This window comes from Pandoraea sp. E26 (genome assembly GCF_000681415.1).
In the GTDB taxonomy this organism is placed as follows: Bacteria; Pseudomonadota; Gammaproteobacteria; order Burkholderiales; family Burkholderiaceae; genus Pandoraea; species Pandoraea pnomenusa.
Window position 1 is genome coordinate 1 of sequence record NZ_AYXJ01000036.1, and the last position, 16471, is coordinate 16471.

General features: G+C 56.3%; 15 protein-coding genes and 1 pseudogene. All 16 read right to left on the minus strand.

Translation table 11 applies throughout. The features are described 5' to 3' along the window. Positions 1 to 164, minus strand: a pseudogene (locus W930_RS30265) (IS256 family transposase); the annotation flags it as partial. A 75-nt stretch (positions 165 to 239) separates the two neighbouring features. After that, the gene (gene galE, locus W930_RS0122395) at positions 240 to 1208 is read right to left on the minus strand and encodes a UDP-glucose 4-epimerase GalE (RefSeq protein ID WP_023872559.1); all 969 of its coding nucleotides are present in this window, start codon (positions 1206 to 1208) and stop codon (positions 240 to 242) included. After that, on the minus strand, positions 1205 to 1687 hold the full coding sequence (locus W930_RS0122400) for a WbuC family cupin fold metalloprotein (protein WP_023872560.1): 483 nt from the start codon (positions 1685 to 1687) through the stop codon (positions 1205 to 1207). Before W930_RS0122400 ends, galE begins: the two co-directional genes overlap by 4 nt. Next, complete coding sequence (locus W930_RS0122405) at positions 1684 to 2895, minus strand: glycosyltransferase family 4 protein (RefSeq protein WP_023872561.1); 1212 nt, start codon at positions 2893 to 2895, stop codon at positions 1684 to 1686. The genes W930_RS0122400 and W930_RS0122405 overlap by 4 nt, the downstream gene beginning before the upstream one ends. Before the next feature lie 9 nt (positions 2896 to 2904). Further along, complete coding sequence (gene wecB, locus W930_RS0122410; RefSeq protein WP_023872562.1) at positions 2905 to 4041, minus strand: non-hydrolyzing UDP-N-acetylglucosamine 2-epimerase; 1137 nt, start codon at positions 4039 to 4041, stop codon at positions 2905 to 2907. A gap of 3 nt (positions 4042 to 4044) precedes the next feature. Continuing rightward, entirely contained in the window at positions 4045 to 5178 is a 1134-nt protein-coding gene (locus W930_RS0122415; protein ID WP_023872564.1) for an NAD-dependent epimerase/dehydratase family protein, read from the minus strand. Positions 5179 to 5182: 4 nt separating this feature from the next. Further along, complete coding sequence (locus W930_RS0122420; RefSeq protein ID WP_023872566.1) at positions 5183 to 6211, minus strand: polysaccharide biosynthesis protein; 1029 nt, start codon at positions 6209 to 6211, stop codon at positions 5183 to 5185. Between the two features lie 9 nt (positions 6212 to 6220). Next, the gene (locus W930_RS0122425) at positions 6221 to 7015 is read right to left on the minus strand and encodes an AglZ/HisF2 family acetamidino modification protein (protein ID WP_023872567.1); all 795 of its coding nucleotides are present in this window, start codon (positions 7013 to 7015) and stop codon (positions 6221 to 6223) included. A gap of 3 nt (positions 7016 to 7018) precedes the next feature. Next, a complete protein-coding gene (hisH, locus tag W930_RS0122430) occupies positions 7019 to 7636 on the minus strand; it encodes an imidazole glycerol phosphate synthase subunit HisH (RefSeq protein WP_023872568.1) in 618 nt (205 codons plus the stop codon). Then, positions 7633 to 8787 carry an N-acetyl sugar amidotransferase gene (locus W930_RS0122435; RefSeq protein WP_028731340.1) on the minus strand — a complete coding sequence of 385 codons (1155 nt, stop codon included), beginning with the start codon at positions 8785 to 8787 and terminating at the stop codon, positions 7633 to 7635. Before W930_RS0122435 ends, hisH begins: the two co-directional genes overlap by 4 nt. Further along, positions 8777 to 10096 carry a hypothetical protein gene (locus W930_RS0122440; protein WP_023872570.1) on the minus strand — a complete coding sequence of 440 codons (1320 nt, stop codon included), beginning with the start codon at positions 10094 to 10096 and terminating at the stop codon, positions 8777 to 8779. Before W930_RS0122440 ends, W930_RS0122435 begins: the two co-directional genes overlap by 11 nt. After that, positions 10093 to 11502, minus strand: coding sequence for an O-antigen polysaccharide polymerase Wzy (gene wzy / locus W930_RS0122445; protein WP_158516350.1), 1410 nt, complete (start codon positions 11500 to 11502; stop codon positions 10093 to 10095). Before wzy ends, W930_RS0122440 begins: the two co-directional genes overlap by 4 nt. A gap of 35 nt (positions 11503 to 11537) precedes the next feature. Continuing rightward, positions 11538 to 12785: a glycosyltransferase gene (locus W930_RS0122450; RefSeq protein WP_023872572.1), complete on the minus strand. Its 1248-nt coding sequence runs from the start codon at positions 12783 to 12785 to the stop codon at positions 11538 to 11540. Position 12786: 1 nt separating this feature from the next. Then, on the minus strand, positions 12787 to 14043 hold the full coding sequence (locus tag W930_RS0122455; RefSeq protein ID WP_145929481.1) for a hypothetical protein: 1257 nt from the start codon (positions 14041 to 14043) through the stop codon (positions 12787 to 12789). Between the two features lie 42 nt (positions 14044 to 14085). Beyond that, positions 14086 to 14796, minus strand: a complete 711-nt coding sequence (locus tag W930_RS0122460) for a cytidylyltransferase domain-containing protein (protein WP_023872574.1) — start codon at positions 14794 to 14796, stop codon at positions 14086 to 14088. Next, positions 14789 to 15844 (minus strand): nucleotidyltransferase family protein, encoded by a 1056-nt coding sequence (locus tag W930_RS0122465; protein ID WP_023872575.1) that lies wholly within the window; start codon positions 15842 to 15844, stop codon positions 14789 to 14791. The genes W930_RS0122460 and W930_RS0122465 overlap by 8 nt, the downstream gene beginning before the upstream one ends. Between the last annotated feature and the right edge of the window lie 627 nt (positions 15845 to 16471).

The window sequence follows — 16471 nt, forward strand, 5'->3', positions numbered from 1 at the left end:
TGGTTCATCTCGCCGCCCAGGGCGCGTTCGATGAGCGCCTTCTTGAGCGCCATGGTCGCGGCATTGATGGCTTCGGCCGTCATCGGACCATTGCCGAACTGCTCAAGCAGCTCGGCGGGAATTGCCGGCAGCTCTGCCAGCGGGGCTTTCGGTTTGCGAGGCATACATTCTCCTTGGGAGCATCATATGCCTTGAACACGAAATTACTGACAGGCCCAGGCGGACCTCCCTTGCCAACGTTATCGGAGGCGATTCTCCCAGCGCCAAGCATGCTCGATGATGGTCGCCAATTCGGCAAATCGCGGCTGCCATCCAAGCGCTTCGCGAGCGCGGCGAGAATCGGCGACAAGGCGCGCCGGATCACCCTCACGACGCGGGCCGTTCGCGACGGAAATCTTGCGGCCAGTCACCCGTTCAGCGGTATCGATCACTTCCTGCACAGAAAAACCGCTCCCGTTGCCCAGATTATAGGCTTGACTATTGGCGCCGTCCATCAGCGACAGCAAGCCCAGCCAGTGCGCGGAGCAGAGGTCTTCAATGTGGATGTAATCCCGAATGCAAGTACCATCGGGGGTGTCGTAATCGCGACCAAAGACGGAAATATTCGCGCGACGACCGGAGGCTGCTTGGAGCACTAACGGGATCAGATGCGTTTCCGGATCGTGCCTTTCACCCAATTGTCCTTCAGGGTCAGCCCCTGCGGCATTGAAATAGCGCAGGCAAACGGCCTTCATGCCGTACGCTTTATCATAGTCGGCGAGCAACTGCTCGACCATCAATTTGGTTCGGCCATAAGGATTGATTGGTTGCTGGGGATGGCGTTCGTCGATAGGCGTGTACTGTGGCTCGCCGAACGTAGCTGCGGTAGAAGAAAAGATAAATCGCTTAACGCCATGCGCGCGCATTGCATTCAGCAAAGCGAGCGTGTTTGCAAAATTGTTCTGATAGTACTTTTGGGGGTACTGAACCGACTCGCCCACCTGAATGAACGAGGCGAAGTGCATCACTGCATCGAATCCACGCGAGAGCAGGGCGTCCAGCGTCTGCTGGTCACCACAGTTTCCTTGCACAAAATCTCCCGTCAGCACGGCGTCCCGATGTCCGGACGAAAGATCGTCCAGCGTCGTGACGTTGCATCCCCGTTGGCCAAGCATTTTGACCATGTGCGAGCCAATGTAGCCAGCTCCCCCGACAACCAACACATTCATGAACCAATCCTCGAAATCAATTGCCGGAGGAACTGCCCGGCGCTCGCGGTCCCTTCCTCGGGCGCCCAAATCGCCAAATCCTTAGGTCGATCGGGATCGAACGGCCCCGCCTTTATCTCCAGCAACACGCTACCCGGCTCCAGGGCGACCACCGTATGCCAAATATGGGCAGGGACTTCTGCGCCTATAGCCAGCCGCGCGCCGTACCTTTCCGAACCGAAGCGCAGGACCCCGACAACGTCTCCCGACTCATTGAACGTCACCAAGGCCATTTGTCCACGAACGGCAATCAAAAGCTCGTCCCTGGGATCGGAGGTATGTCGATGAGGTCGGATATAACTGCCAGGCTCAATGGCATTGAACAACCGCTGGCAGGGCTCGCTGTAGTCGAGGTGAACGTTGCGATGCTGCCGCCGGCGTGCGCTCTTCTCAGCCTGTCCAGACAACTCGTCCAAGTATTCAGCGCTGAAAATTCTCATGGCAAATCGTTATCGCCCCGCGCCGTTAACGCTGCCACAATTTGCTGCACCGCCTTCTCCACAGAAAACTGTCGCCTGAACAAGTGACCGCAGCGGTCCGCCAGCCCTATATCCTCGTCAATCTGGGCGAGCAACGCGTTTGTCAATCGCAACAGATCTTCGACCAAGTGGCTCTCACACACCTGTCCGACCTGTTCGTCACGAATCAGTTGCGCAAGGTCGTTACCGGCATTGACGCTGGCAAGCACGGGCAAGCCACTCTGCATGTAAGTCAGGAATTTACCGGGGATGTTATGTGACTTGTGCCGAGGATCGAGTGCCACGATGCCCGCACTGCACTGGGCGTATAGATCAGGGATCTCGTCTGGATGAATCTCATCAAAGAAGGCAACGTTGTCAAGCCGCCGCATTTGCGCCGCTTGCCTCAGCCTCGCCGCATCGCTTCCCCGTCCGACAAACAGGAACCCGATATCGGACCGGAAACGCAGCTTATCCGCCAAATCCAGCAGAATGTCCATACCTTGGGCGACACCCATGTTGCCGGCGTACACGAGCACCTTACGGCCCGCGAGCGGCGTTTCATCGATTCGAATCGAGCATCGCCGTGATGCAGGCTGATCGAGCCAGTTCTGCAGCACCTCCAGCCTACGCCCCTTGTGCTCTATCCAGCGCGCGAAGTACTTTCGATTGCCTGGCGTCTGCACCCCGATCACGTCGGCGACCGAATACTGGTATCGCGCCGCCGCATCGAACAGCCGATATGGCAAACCGCGTCCCATCAAGCCCATATCCACAGCCCATTCAGGGAAGATGTCGCGGATAATCAGGTAGCCCTTGCAACCGCTCGATCTCTTGAGCACACTCGCCAAAGGACCGTGAAAAATCGACGGGGCGTACCAGACGACTCCGTCCCATCGTTCGTTTGCGAAAGGGCTTTTTCGCAATTGTCGCAGCATCGCGAACGGCATGGCGAACTCTGCCAGCGTTCGGCGCACATAGCCAATATCTTTCGTGCGAGGAGCTTTCAGGCGCAATATCTGCACACCATCAGCGTTTTCTAACTTCCACGATTCAGTCTGATCGGTTGCCGGCAACAAGACGGTCAGTGCGTGCCCCTGGCGCGCAAACTCTCGGGAAAGATCGCGCAGCTGTACTGCGCCGGATGTGCGGAACGGCGGGAAGGTATCCGCGATCAGTGCAATGCGCATCGATTCAGCTCAATATTTCTTCCACACTACGCGATTTACGTAATCTGTGTAGCTGTGGATGATGCGAACCACCTTCTCGCTGACATTCGGCATGCTGTAGTCGGCGACTGGGCGCAGTCCCCGAGCAGCGCCTCGAGGCTGAGTTTGCAAAATATTCAGGCCTTGGCGTACGCGCTCTACCTCCAGACCCACCATCATCACAGCCGCCTCCTCCATGCCTTCCGGACGCTCATGCGCCTCGCGCAAATTGAGCGCGGGGAAATTCAGAATGGACGACTCCTCGTTGATTGTGCCACTGTCAGACAGGACCGCCTTTGCCCGAATTTGCAGATTCACGTAATCGTGGAAGCCCAGAGGCTTCATCAAGCGTACCAAGGAATGGAATCGCGTATTGGTAGCGTCCACTCGCTTTTGAGTGCGCGGATGCGTCGACACTACGACTGGCATCCCATAATCTTCGGCCACCGCGTTGAGCACTGCTACCAACCTGGCAAACGATTTTTCCGATTCGATGTTCTCTTCACGGTGGGCGCTTACGACGAAATACTGCTCCGGCGACAAACCAAGGCGAGTCAGCACGTCGGACGCATTGATCTGCGGTAAGTAGTGGTGCAGTACCTCGTACATCGGGCTGCCCGTCTTGATGATCTGGTCGGGCGGCAAACCTTCACGCAGCAAATAGTCACGAGCAATGGTGCTATACGTCAGATTGATGTCCGCCGTGTGGTCCACAATGCGACGATTAGTCTCCTCGGGCACACGCTGATCGAAGCAACGATTTCCGGCTTCCATATGGAAGATGGGCACTTTGTGCCGTTTGGCCGGAATCACAGACAAACAACTGTTGGTGTCACCCAACACAAGCACGGCTTCGGGTTTCACCTGGGCCAGTACGCCGTCCACAGCGGTAATGAGGTTGCCGATGGTATTGGCGGCCCCCGTGCTGCCGTCCGCACTGTTCAGGAAGAAGTCAGGTTTGCGCACGCCTAGATCGTCGAAAAATACCTGGTTCAGTTCATAGTCATAGTTCTGACCGGTATGCACCAACGTATGATCGGTGTGCATGTCAAGCGCAGCCAGCACCCGCGACAGTCGGATGATCTCCGGTCGCGTACCGACAATCGACATAACTTTAAGCTTTCTCATTCGTTAAACTTTGCTGGCCACGGTATCCGGCTTTTGCCGGTCAAAGTTCTCATTGGCCCATAGCATGACAATCATCTCGTCGCTTCCGACATTCGTTATGTCATGGGACCAACCCGGAATCGTATCGACGACCTGGGGTTTTACGCCACTGGTGCGTAGTTCAATCAATTCGTTTGTGAGCAGGTGCCTGAAGCGGAACAAGGCTTCTCCCTTGATAACAAGGAATTTCTCCGTTTTCGTGTGGTGGTAGTGCCCGCCTCGGGTGATGCCAGGGTGGGCGGTGAAGTAACTGAACTGGCCACTGTCCGGCGTCTTCAGCATTTCCACGAATACGCCCCGAGGATCGGCGTGCTGTACAAGCTCGTACGCGAACTTTTCCTCTGGCAAATAGCTTACATACGTCGCGTAAAGCGCTCTGACGAGCCCCGTACCGACGCGCTCGCTCATCAGAGAGGAGCGGCAATTACGGAAGGCGCGGATCTGGGCGGCGAGCTCCCCGAGACTGATCGTGTACTCCGGATTCACGGTGGCTCGCACGCAGTCGGCAGCAGGCGCGTCGAGCGCGGCCAGCAACGCGGTCACTACATCATCGATGTAGGCCAGTCGCAATTCGGCCGCCGGATCGTTGATCTGGATCGGCAAATCTCGAGCGATGTTGTGGCAAAACGTTGCCACAACAGAATTGTAATTCGGTTTGCACCATTTCCCGAACACGCCAGGAAGGCGAAATATCACACACGGGTTGCCGCTTGAATGAAACAGTTTCTCCACCGCCTGTTCCGCCGCAAGCTTGCTGCGCCCGTATGGATTGTCGAGCTCCGCTTGCGTCGAAGATGCCAGTATCAAAGCAACGCGTCGTCCTTGGATCTCATATTCCCGCTGGATGGAAGCGCACAAAGCGGACGTCAGTCCGAAGTTCACCTGCGCAAACGCAATGTCGTCCGACGGACGGTTTTCTCCAGCAAGGTGGACGACCGCGTCCACCCTTGCGATCAGATCGGGCAACGCTTCGACGTCGTCGCCGCGCACAAATGTGCACACGGTGACGCCGGGTAGCTCGCTGAGCCGAACGACAAGATTCTTGCCGATAAACCCGTTGGCGCCGGTGACCAGGATGCGACGATTCAGCCTATTCATCGCTTCACTCCTCTGCCTCCACGTACTCTCCACGCATGGTTGCTTGCATGAAGCGCAACTTCATCAGAAGTGCCTGCATGCCCGAAACGTCGAGCCGTGCGGTGTTGTGCGAATTGTAGTCGACGGCTCCCGAGATCTTCACCTCGCCCTGTTCTACATACTTCCCGTAGTTCAGATCACGCAAGTCCGGCGGCACTCGATAGTAGCCACCGAGATCCTCTGCCGCGACCATCTCTTCCCGACTCAGCAGAACCTCGAACAGTTTTTCGCCGTGGCGAGTGCCGATGACATTGATAGGGTGATTCGGGACGCCCAGCATGTCGGTCAGCGCCTTTGCCAGCACCTCGATCGTGGCCGCAGGCGCCTTCTGGACGAAAATCTCGCCAGGTTTGCCGTGTTCGAAAGCAAAGAAGACCAGATCCACCGCGTCATCCAGCGTCATCATGAAGCGCGTCATGGCCGGATCGGTGATAGTGATCGGCTGGCCCGAGCGGATCTGATTGGTAAAGAGCGGGATCACCGAACCGCGCGAGCACATGACGTTACCGTAGCGGGTGACATTGATGACCGTCCCGTTGCTAGTGCGCGACTTGGCCACTGCGACCTTTTCCATCATCGCCTTGCTCGTACCCATTGCGTTGATCGGGTACACCGCCTTGTCGGTACTCAACACGACAACGCGTTCCACACCGCAGTTGACCGCTGCCTCCAGGACATTCTCGGTACCCAACACATTCGTCTTGACAGCTTCCAAGGGATGAAACTCGCACGAGGGAACCTGTTTGAGCGCAGCCGCGTGATAAATGTAGTCAACTCCGCGCACCGCATTCATGACAGACTGGTAATCGCGTACGTCACCGAGGTAGAACTTCAACTTGCGATTGTTGTACTTCTTTCGCATGTCATCCTGCTTCTTCTCATCTCGGCTGAAGACGCGGATTTCACGCAAATCGGAATCAAGGAAACGGCGCAATACGGCATTACCGAACGAACCTGTCCCCCCTGTAATAAGAAGCACTTTATTTGCAAACATAAGAATCCTCTACTGATGCTTGATTTTCAAGGCTTCATGACACAACTGCATCTTTTGGCCAGGCGTCGGATAGTTGATCAGGACCGCACGGTACTTGCCCTTGAATACAAACAGGCTCCCTGCGGCGGCGCCCACAACCCCCACTTTTTCAATCAGCTCGCCGAGATGATCGAGGGTCCCCGCGCCGCCCAAAAAGGTTACAGGCACATTCAATGCCTTTTTGAACTGCACCGCCATCTCGAGATCGTATCCCTGCATCAGGCCATCTCTGTCTATACAGTTGATAACGATCTCACCGGCACCGGCATCCTGCAACTGCCGCGCCAATACAATCGGGTCGCCCTTGTGATTCATTCGAGCGTTGTGCGTACATACTTCATACCCCTTGGCGAACAGCCCACTGCGTTTTCGAATGTCCAGAACCGCAACGACCGATTGACGGCCAACCGCGGCTGACATTTCCGTCAAAATCGACGGGTTGGCGATCGCGGCAGCGCTGACTGCGACTTTCTCGACGCCCATGTCGACGATACGTGCCACCTGTTGAGCAGTGGTGACTCCGCCCCCGTAGCATAGAGGCATGCGGCATTCGGCGGCCAATTTGGCTATCAGGCCAATATCCGGCTCCAGCTTATTTACCGTAGCGTCGATATCCAGCACGATCAACTCATCGGCTTCCTTTTCATTAAATATCCGGACAGCGTTGATGGGATCGCCCACATATTTCGGTTCTTTGAAGTTCTGGGTCTTTACCAACCCCCCCTGGTGCACCAGCAAGCAGGGAATAATTCGAGGCCGCAACATCTGTCAAAGCTCCACAAAGTTTTTTAGAAGTTGCTCACCCCAACGGTGGCTTTTCTCCGGGTGGCATTGGACCCCATGAATGTGACCACGCGAGACCACAGCGTCAAAATCCAGACCGTAGTTTGCCGTGGCCGCCACATCCTGCTTCTCGTCGGCATCAAAAAAGTAGGAATGCAGGAAATAAAACTGGGGAGGTTGTTCAAAACCTCTCGAAAACAACTTGCTATCCGAGCGAGGCTGCAAGTCGTTCCATCCCATATGTGGCATGGGTAAATGTGCGCTTTGCGGCTGACTCTCGAATGCGCGCACTCGCCCCGGCACCCAGTTCAGGCCCGGCAAATCCCCCTCATCGGAGCCCTGCGCCAACATTTGCATGCCGACGCAAATACCCATCACTGGCACTTCTTCATCCAGTACCATTGCTTCGAGCTTGGAGCGCATGCCCGACTCGTTGAGGCGGTGCATAGCATGGTCGAAGTGGCCCACTCCCGGGAGGACCAAACGCTCGGCGCCGGTCAGGGCGTCAGCCGTTTGCGCGCGTCGGGCATCCACGCCGAGGCGTTTGAACAAATTCAGGAACGCCTGAATGTTGCCCACACCATAATCCACAATGCAGATCATCTAAAATACCTCTTCTCCAGACCGAGACGACGCACGACATTTGCACCGAACCCAATTAAATCGCGCTTATTTTTGTAGTTTCGATACGTCTTCTTTGGGAGTTCGAACAATTGCCGCAGTTCTCCGACTGTAAGTCCCAACTTGTTAGCGACATACTCAAATTCCTGCTTTAGAAAATGCTCGTCCATCTCGGGACGTGAAATTCTATCCAGTGCTTGCTCGCGCGTCATCTGCCCGGTCATTATCAGACTCGAAAAGTGGGCGCGCCGCTTCTCGTAGCCAAAGCGACGCGGAAGCCAATAATCCTCATAAAAGCGTGTGAAGCGCGATTCGTGGTGCTTATGCTGAAAGCGCCGCCAACCGAAACGGCGTTCCAGCTCATCCTCCGCGTCCTTTTTGACGTAAGGTACTGAGTTGAGCGGGAAGTGCACTTTCATGCCCAGCACCTTCTGGTACCACAATTTGTAGACCAGAATATCCACTAACGGGAACTCGTCATTGGGCTTGCCGTCGCCGCACCGCTTCCAGATATCCCCAAACAGCGTCTTATCAATTCCCAGGTAACCGCCCCATTCCTCAGGCTCGCGACAACATTCAGTGGAGAAGTTGGATCCCGTAATGATGTGCTTGATTTTGTAACGGCGCGCGAACTTATACAGACCTGAGAAGAATGCGGCGTCCTGCACCAGGTCCTGATCGGGAATCCCGGCTCGCAGGAATGCAACCTGCATGCGTTTGACGGCCTCCCAATTCACCACGTCTGTGTATAGGTCCAGTCCAAGGCCGTCGACCAGCTTCTCGATATTGCCCACGGCCTGATCGGTATTCCAGCCCGCGTCTACGTGAAAGAGGAGGGGCCGAAGCCCCATTTTCTCCTTGGCGATGTATGCGGCGTAGGAGCTATCAAGCCCGCCACTCAGGCCAATGATGCAGTCGAAGTCACGGCCTTTACCGCCGAGGCGGATTCGCTCGGCCATCTCCGCAAGTTGGCGTTCTCCGGCGGCGTCCGTGTGCCAGCTGGGCGCAATCGTTGCGTCGAAGTTGTTGCAATAGTCGCAGTGACCTCGTTCGTCGAAGTGGATGTTCGGATCGGACGTGTCCATAATGCAACGCGCGCAGACGCGATAAGACTTGTCAGTTTCAGTGATCATCGTTAGAGAGGCTTACGGCCGGTTCGCAGGAATGGGATACTGACGCACCGGAGTATCGGGAATTTAGCAGGTGAATAATCTCGGGAACTCTTTCGAGGATCTCCGGCACGCGGACATCCATGCTGTGCACGACGGCAGGAATACCGTGGGTCGCGTATTCTGCCACCAATGTCGAAGGATACGAGATCAGCAAATCGACGCGAGGAAACACAACGCGACCATCTACCACCGTCCAAGAAAGTTCCCGCGCGCGATGGCTCGCGGGTGCGGTCGGGTGGGGCTTGTAGAAAACCTGCCATTCGCCCTCCTTGCGCAAGGCGGCAAGCAAGGCGCAATGCGCCGATTCACACAATGGATGGCCCACAAACAGGATCGACGGAGCGCTACCCGGCGCAGTCATCGTGGTCAAGCTGACCCTTGGACTGTAGAAGCTCAAGGTCAGCCCCCGGTCAGTACAGTGGCGCGACAGAATTTGCACCTTAAATATCTCGGCGTCGGCAGCGGAGTAGACACGCAGATGGCTAACCGCATTCAGGCGAGTCGGCAGATGAAAGCCTAGCCCCGGTGGGGTGCTGTCGGCGTTCACGGAGCCGTGCTGAACCAACGTGAGGCGCCGCGTCGGTCGACGGTACCGAGACTGGCGGACTGAACTGTCCGCGAGCACGGCCCAACGATCGAAATGTTCGACGGTAAGCAGCGGCCCCGGCAGCTTGTCTACAGCCAGACGCATGAGAAACCAGCGCCACGCAGTGAAGCTCTGCAGCTCCCAACCGGACATGCCGCGTCGCCGCCAAAGCGCGCGATGCGCCAATGTGGCAAGGAAAAGAGACCGATCCAGTTCAGCCGAGTCGAGAAGCGACATCACCGGAATAACTTCGGCTCCGCTCGGCAAGTCGCTCAAAGGTAACCACGGCATTTCGATCCACTGCTTCGGTGCGGGATCGACATGTTGCGGGCGGACAATGTCCTGCGCCCGGATGGAGAATGCCAGCACCTGCCCCGCAGCATCGAACTCGACCTTGTGAGCCGCAACCCGGCCCTCGCGCGCGGCGCGACATTGGTGTCGAAACAACCATGGCCCCAAGAAATGCCACGTAGGTCCGATAACGTACTGGGCCAAGCGAGTCAGAAAGGCAAAGCGCCCGACCTTTGCGATCCAGCGGGACGGGCGAGGAAGCTTCCCATATCGGCTGGGGTCAAGCCCGCTCAACTCAATTGTCCGTATATCGACGGCGATCTCGTTGCGCAGCGCGCGAAGGTAATCGCACACGAGTCGCAAATCGGCAATGGAGTAGCGACGCGTTCTCATGCTCGCGCATCCGATCCCAAAGCGCCATCACGCTGCAACACCGACGGCGGGCGTTTATGTGGTCTGAAAAGCCGATACATCCCCACCACTACCATGTAGAGGAACAGTGCTTTACCGACAATCAGAGAGTTGACGAAAAACTCTCCTCTCGGCAGATAAAAGACCGTGGAAAAAAAATAAATAGACAGGAAACGCACCCACGGCTTCCGCATGGCGCGCGGCATCCAAGCAAGAAACCAACCCAGGGTTATCGATAAGAGCACGTAAAGAAACCCACCGGCTTCAATAAGTTCTATCGTGTAAACACCGCCAGTACCGCCACCTGCGAAGTAATAGTCCGGATTCAGAACGTACGTCAGGATGTGCTTCAGATTGTTCGAATAGATCACCTGGTCCATCGACTGTGCGGCGTCCCGGATCTCCGGATGGAGTATCGCGGTAATTGGGATCAACAGGTTCGAGAACACGGTAAAGTCGCCAAAACGGGCGACGTCGTCGGCGACCTGTTGATACAACACGGTGATCTGCAACGAGCGGCCTTGCGAGGCCAAAGCATCAATCGCGAATTGAAGCGTATCGCCTTGTCCGAAACTGGAGTCTCGCTGGAAAGTCAAAACTGCGAAAACGGCGACAACAACCGCCAGACTCATAACCACTGCAGGTAATCTAACCCTGATGTTGAATCGCGAGACGTAGAACCAGGCGACGAAAAGCAGCGGCACAAGCAGCGCTCCCCGCGCCCCCTTCAGCGAATCAATGGTAGCCACGGCCAGGAACAACGCCGCAGGCAGCAAAAATTCCATCCGTCTTTTCGCAAAGGCAAGCGTTAATCCAAACCCAAGGTTGAATACATACAGGAACGCTTTGGACGAAGCCGATACAGCGATTCCCTCCGAGAAAAGGGCAAGGTAGCCCACACTCTGGATAAATCTCCACTGATTGATCAGTTCCACCGTCACTGCCGGCAACGAGATTAGAATACAAAACACACCCAGCCGGTAAAGGCCTTTGGCGCGAGGGTCGTCCAGTCGCAAGAACTCCACCGTGACCGGCTGAGGTTTGTGCCTGGCTGTGCGCCACAGGATCATCAAGGTCGCCATCGTGATGGCAATGGACAGACCAATCCAGATGGCCGCGTCATCCAACTGCTGCCAAGTAAATTGCTCCGTGACCAAGCTGGCAAATTCAATCGGCGAGAGCGACGAAAACGGCCAAAGGATGATGCCGATCGAGAAGAAGAAGAGGCAGCTTGCCAGGAAGACGACGGACAAGTCAAAAGCCGGACGCTTACTCGCCAGTTGTCTGAGCAGCAGCAGCGTCAGGGAAATCGGCAAATATACGGTCGCAAACCCGTCCGCAAGACCATCAGTGGCCTGCAAAACGAGCAGTGCGAACCAGACGAGCAAGTTCGCAATTTCTGGAACGGGCGACCGACCGAGCTTCATAATTTGACGACGGGATTGCCGGAAAGCAAATTGATGTATGAGCTAAGGAACTTCTCAAGCGACATCTTCGAATCGAAGATTTTCTTGGATTGCCGCGAGAGGTTTTCCAGATCGAGCTTGCCGGTGCACAACGCCATCAACGCGTCGGCGATACTGTCCTCCGAAGGATGCGCGAACTTGCACGAAGCATCATCGAACAGCTCCGGAATGGATCCGACAGGCGTCGAAATGATCGGTAGGCCAAAGCTACAAGCCTCTATCAGCGAGATAGGAAGCCCTTCGTCGCGGCTGGTGAGAATATAGGCGTCGGACGGTTGAAGAAACGATGCGACATTATGTGACTCGCCTGCAAGTGTAATGCGGTCGTTCAGGCCGTACTGGTCAATGAGTGCCTCCAGCTCCCCGTGGCTCGGACCGCCACCGACGATCGTCACTTCCAGCTTGTTGCGCTCAGCCGAGGGCATCGACGCAACCGCCTTGATGAGCATGTCGAACCCTTTGCGATACTGGAGCGTGCCAACCGCGACTAGCTTTATCCGGTCTTGCTGCCGACCGGAGCGGCCGACAACGGAGCGCGCTCCGGAGAACGGCGAAGTGTTATAAATGCACTGGACCTCGTGCTTCGGATAGCTTTTACGAAGATCCGAGGCGTATTTTTCGCTCAACGCTACGATGGCGTGCTGGCGCTGCAACGTCCAATCGAACCATTGGCGAACACGCCGCTCGTACCCCGTTCCCTGCATGCCCGGGAAATGTACAAGCAACTGACTCAGCGCATCATCACCGGAGTGCAGAATGATGACCCGTCGCGCTGTCCTGTGATGGAGGAAACAACCGAAGGACGCGGTCAGGAAATCCTGATAAAAATGCACGCAGCCGGGTTCGTCATACCGCCGTGCCTTGATAGCCGTTATCAGACCGCGCACGCCCAAAGTGCCAAGGAAAAGCGCGAATGCGGGGAATGGACGTTGTCGAATCACCTCTTTCACCTTGCGCTTGAGGCGGGCCCGAAGCGGCAACGACGGCGCGGCAGTGGCCGTCGGGTGCGCCGCTTGCGCCGACAAAGTCGTAGCGACTTCTGTGCAGGAATGTTGGAGATCGACGTAGTTCGCGAACGCGAGATCCAGACCAGAGGCCTCGAAGCGGCTTGCGTTGCGTGCAAGGATCTCCATGAACGTCACAATGCCGTTCTTCTCGCGGCAGTCGCTCACGGACGAGACTATTACCTTTTGCTTTTTGTCCATATCAAATAGAAATCTTGGCAGTCAGTCGACGACGAGCGAAGGGATAGAAAACCAGCCCGTTGAACGCCGCCAAGACGGCCAGGCATTTCACTGGGTCCAGCCTCAACGCCAACTGCGCCACAAGCACAAGCATCGCAGCGAGCAGCGATGGCCACATCAGTTGCTCGATCTTGAACGCCCGCAGCACAGTGCTTGTCACCGATAAGGCGACGTTCGCGACGATAAGCAAGCCAATCACGACGAAGCCCGCCACTCCCAGCACTCGATTGTCGTATTTTGGGAGCAGCGCCAGCCCCATTTGCCTAGCAGCAAGTGCCAAAACTACTAACGCGACAGCCAATGCAACGGAGAACGCGAGAGTGCTGCGAAATCGCTTTTTGAGCTCGGCCAGTTTACCCGAGGCAATCAAAGGACCGTAAGTCGGTGCTTCCGCTGTAGTGCGCGCCATGGCCACAGTCGCAATCGCCGCGAAGATGGACATTGTCAGTCCGATCTGACCTGCAACCTCTGCGCCGAAGAAGTGAAAGGCATATGGAGTAAGCGTATTTGCCGTTACGTAACCCGCTGTCGCCGATACGGCCATTTTGCGTTGCTCTCGTCCGATATCGATCGGCCGAAGTTGATAGTCGCCACCAAGCCCAAACTCCTTATTCACTTCCGTGCAAGCCCGGTGTAGAGCAAGGCAGGCATAGCCATTGCTTGCGATTAGCGCAAGCGGATACGACATCAACCCTCCGAGTGAAAAGGCCGCAAGCATGAAGGCCACGATAAGAATGATTGTCGCCGTCATCCTTATACGATAAGACACTCCGAGGCGCCCAAAACCCTCCAGATGCGAGTAATGCGTCAGGTTGAAAAGACTAAGCGCGGTACCCGCGATCATCAACGCCCATGGCACCTGCCAATGCACGCCCGGAGCACCAGTGGAGCAGAAAAAAAAGACCAGTCCGCCCAAACCGACAACAACAGTGAAAAGCCCTGCGGCTCGCAGGAAGTAACGCTTCGAATAGGCTCGTGTGGATTCGGCAATATCGACAGCTTCTTTCTTGTCCGCTTCACTCGCCGCACCGGCGATCGCCGCGCGAGCATGCGAAAGGTGATGCAGGATAAGGTTCGTGATGCCCAGCTCAAAAAGCGCCTGCGCGGCAGCAATGCTTAAGAATGTGAAGAAGTATCCTTGCTCCACGCTCGACAAGGCGTGTGCGGCCACGCCAGACACGACCAGTCCGGCAAACATCACAAGGATGCGACTGGTCATCACAAGGAGGGTCGACCTGGCGAGAGACATCCTGGCTCCCGCTCAGAGGGGCAGAAAAGACTCAGCGAGGCGCCAGTCATCCTCTGTATCGATGTCTACCGATTCTTCCCGGCCCTCCATGAGAAAGGCCACCGAGCCTGGCCCGACAAGTGGGCGCCCCGCATGGATCGTCTCGCTGCTCGCGATATAAAGCGAGCCATTGAGTCGGAAGGCTGCAGCCAGATCTTGCGAACGTTTGCCCAATTCACCCCAGCCAAGTATCGGCTGCAGGGCACCATCACTATCTCCGATCCGAAAGCACCATTCAGGGGGAACGGGGCACGGACTGACGCTCACAACGGTCTGCTTTTCGACGCCATCCGGTTGCGCGAGATAACGCTCCAATGCGCCCGCCAGCGACGAGCTTCGGCGTAACGGGCATGTGGGCTGAAGCAAGACGACACCAGACACCTGCCCGCGTTCTGCCTCATACCAAGCAAGTGCGTGGCGTAACACATCCGAAGTCGTTGCGGTGTCAGTCGCCAATGCTGCGGGGCGCAACCAAGGCACAAGCGCGCCATCGGCGCGCCCAATGCTCGCGAGCTCTTCGTCGTCCGTCGTAACCAGTACGTCACAGAACACGTCGGCGCGCAACGCAATGTCGATGGACCATGAAATGAGCGGTCTTCCCCCCAGCAATCGGGCGTTTTTCCGGGGCAGACGTTTGCTCCCGCCTCGCGCTGGGATGACGGCCAGGATACGAGCATCAACCATTGAAGAGCCCCGCGATTTCGTCCTGAGCGCGTTGAAAATCTTCCATGCGCCCGATGTCTAGCCAATACTCATGGATTGGAAACATGTTCACGGGACGGTCTGCGAGCATTTGCTGCTCCAGCAGCGTGGGCATATCGATACGCTGGCCTCGCTCGACATCGTTCAGAATTTTCGGCGAAAGCACATAAATACCTGCATTGATGAAATAGCGATATGCCGGCTTTTCCACCATTGAGGTGATGCGCAAGCCATCGCTTTCGATCACTCCGTAAGGCACGCGGTGCTCGTATTCGCGCACGCACATGGTGGCCACACCTTCGTGGCTCTCATGAAAGTCAAGCAGTCGATTGAAGTCCAGGTTTGTGAGCAAATCTCCGTTCATCATGAACAGCGGCTCCTGGATTCGCTCCTTGGGGAGTAACCCCAGCGCGCCCCCCGTCCCCAGAGGTTCATCCTCGTGGATGTACTCAACATCGATGTTCCAGCGGCTACCGTCACCAATGCGCTCGCGGATCATCTCTGGACGGTAATGCGTTGAGATAAAGAACCGGCGGAAGCCGGCAGCCACGAAGTTCTCGATAATGATTTCCAGGATCGGCTTTTCCCCGACTTTGAGCAGCGGTTTAGGACAATGATCCGTCAATGGCTGAAGACGCTTCCCGAAACCACCTGCCATGAGAAAAACCGCATTATTTTTGCGACGGCTGTGCAGCAGGTCTTGCAGCGTCTGGATGCCGGCGATACGCCCCTGGTCGTCCACCAGAGGAATCTGAAGCAGGCGGCGACGCTCCATGCGGGCCAGCACTTCCTCTTTGGACGCGGAGACGGAAGCCGTCTCGGGCGAACAACTCATGATGTCACCGCATGGCGTTTCCATTGGCAGTTGACGCAACAGGGCGCGGCGGATGTCGCCGTCCGTGAGTGTTCCGAGAACTCGACGGCTCTCATCGACGACAACGGCGATCTGCAGCCCACCACGATCCAGCACAGCCATTGCGTCGTGCAGCGTGGACGTTGCGGCCACCAGCACGGATTCCCAGTTCTTCATGTTTGTTGCCATTTCAAACTCACAAGACATGCAATCAACGACCAAAATCGATAGCGAAATATTTTATTGATGATATGACGATCTTCGGGAAGTTTCCGAAGCAATATCGACAAGTAGTAGGCCGTCAGACATAATTCGAAAGGTCCACATTGAAGAATCGCTGCGGTTGTTTGCAAGCGACTTCTATCATTATTTGCGCACACCGTCGGCCACGTTATTGACTCGTGATTTCATACTGCATCGCCGCACATGCCGATCGGATGATCTCGATGTGACACCGAATACGGCACACTCCAGCAGATGTTACATCGCATCATAGGACCCCGACCGAGCTGGGCAAGTTTCGTTTGTCACGATGGACCTAGACAGGCCAAAATGGTCTGGCGCTCTCCTGGGACTTTCCGCGCGACGCTCACCGCAAGAAACAAGCATCCATCGCCTCAGGGTCGGCACATGCATGCAAATCCCCTGTGGCATTGCCCGAGCGTTGGTGTGAGCAGTAATTCTGCCAAAGGCATCGATAACGCGCTTCAGCTGGCGCTCGGTCGGCGGTCGAACACGCATCACCGTGCTCGGCAGCCAGACCCGGTGAGGACGCTCGCCGCGCATACCTACCGCCGTAAACCG

What these genes read in the sequence shown, in the direction of transcription:
- galE (WP_023872559.1), bottom strand. Translation starts at nt 1,208, where the DNA reads ATGAATGTGTTGGTTGTCGGGGGAGCTGGCTACATTGGCTCGCACATG.
- W930_RS0122400 (WP_023872560.1), bottom strand. Translation starts at nt 1,687, where the DNA reads ATGAGAATTTTCAGCGCTGAATACTTGGACGAGTTGTCTGGACAGGCT.
- W930_RS0122405 (WP_023872561.1), bottom strand. Translation starts at nt 2,895, where the DNA reads ATGCGCATTGCACTGATCGCGGATACCTTCCCGCCGTTCCGCACATCC.
- wecB (WP_023872562.1), bottom strand. Translation starts at nt 4,041, where the DNA reads ATGAGAAAGCTTAAAGTTATGTCGATTGTCGGTACGCGACCGGAGATC.
- W930_RS0122415 (WP_023872564.1), bottom strand. Translation starts at nt 5,178, where the DNA reads ATGAATAGGCTGAATCGTCGCATCCTGGTCACCGGCGCCAACGGGTTT.
- W930_RS0122420 (WP_023872566.1), bottom strand. Translation starts at nt 6,211, where the DNA reads ATGTTTGCAAATAAAGTGCTTCTTATTACAGGGGGGACAGGTTCGTTC.
- W930_RS0122425 (WP_023872567.1), bottom strand. Translation starts at nt 7,015, where the DNA reads ATGTTGCGGCCTCGAATTATTCCCTGCTTGCTGGTGCACCAGGGGGGG.
- hisH (WP_023872568.1), bottom strand. Translation starts at nt 7,636, where the DNA reads ATGATCTGCATTGTGGATTATGGTGTGGGCAACATTCAGGCGTTCCTG.
- W930_RS0122435 (WP_028731340.1), bottom strand. Translation starts at nt 8,787, where the DNA reads ATGATCACTGAAACTGACAAGTCTTATCGCGTCTGCGCGCGTTGCATT.
- W930_RS0122440 (WP_023872570.1), bottom strand. Translation starts at nt 10,096, where the DNA reads ATGAGAACGCGTCGCTACTCCATTGCCGATTTGCGACTCGTGTGCGAT.
- W930_RS0122450 (WP_023872572.1), bottom strand. Translation starts at nt 12,785, where the DNA reads ATGGACAAAAAGCAAAAGGTAATAGTCTCGTCCGTGAGCGACTGCCGC.
- W930_RS0122455 (WP_145929481.1), bottom strand. Translation starts at nt 14,043, where the DNA reads ATGACCAGTCGCATCCTTGTGATGTTTGCCGGACTGGTCGTGTCTGGC.
- W930_RS0122460 (WP_023872574.1), bottom strand. Translation starts at nt 14,796, where the DNA reads ATGGTTGATGCTCGTATCCTGGCCGTCATCCCAGCGCGAGGCGGGAGC.
- W930_RS0122465 (WP_023872575.1), bottom strand. Translation starts at nt 15,844, where the DNA reads ATGAAGAACTGGGAATCCGTGCTGGTGGCCGCAACGTCCACGCTGCAC.